Annotated in this window: 1 protein-coding gene; it reads right to left on the reverse strand. The window is 48.3% G+C overall.

The features are described from left to right. Positions 1-578: colibactin biosynthesis thioesterase ClbQ (gene clbQ / locus F1381_RS27940; RefSeq protein WP_151738073.1), on the reverse strand; the 578-nt coding region annotated here is incomplete at both ends.

Genomic DNA, 578 nt, shown 5'->3' on the forward strand with positions numbered 1-578 from the left:
GGCAGCAGGAAATATAATAGTCCGCGTCTTTCGTGTGGTGAATTTTTCCCATGCAAGTAATTCATCCTGCATTACCAGATTGTCAGCATCGCCATGAAATAGCACGATCGGACAGGTTAATGTGCGCGCCTTGGCCTGAAATACATACTGCTCATAGAGCCGATAATCGTTTTTAATGATGGGGGTGAAAATTGTCATTAACTCTTTATTACGAAAGACATCAACCGGAGTTCCGCCCAGCTTGACGATCTCTTCCATAAACGCCTGATCGGGCAAGGTATGCAGTATTACTTCATGAGAGGCCCGATCGGGTGGGCGACAGCCGGAAAAAAACAGCGCGCATGGCATGTCATGTCCATGATCGAGAATATAATGCACCAGTTCGAAGGCCATGATCCCTCCGAGACTATGCCCAAAAATGGCGTAGTCTCCACCTGTGTAGTGTTTCACAAATTGTTGATAAAGGTCAGCGACGGCATCCACCATCGTAAGACACAGCGGCTGGCGTATTCTAGTTCCCCTCCCCGCAGGTTCTAAAGGCCGCAAAGTAATATTGTCCGACAGCACGCTACGCCATT

Origin of the sequence: Paenibacillus tengchongensis, from assembly GCF_008973665.1 — a bacterium.
GTDB classification, from domain to species: domain Bacteria; phylum Bacillota; class Bacilli; order Paenibacillales; family Paenibacillaceae; genus Paenibacillus_AQ; species Paenibacillus_AQ tengchongensis.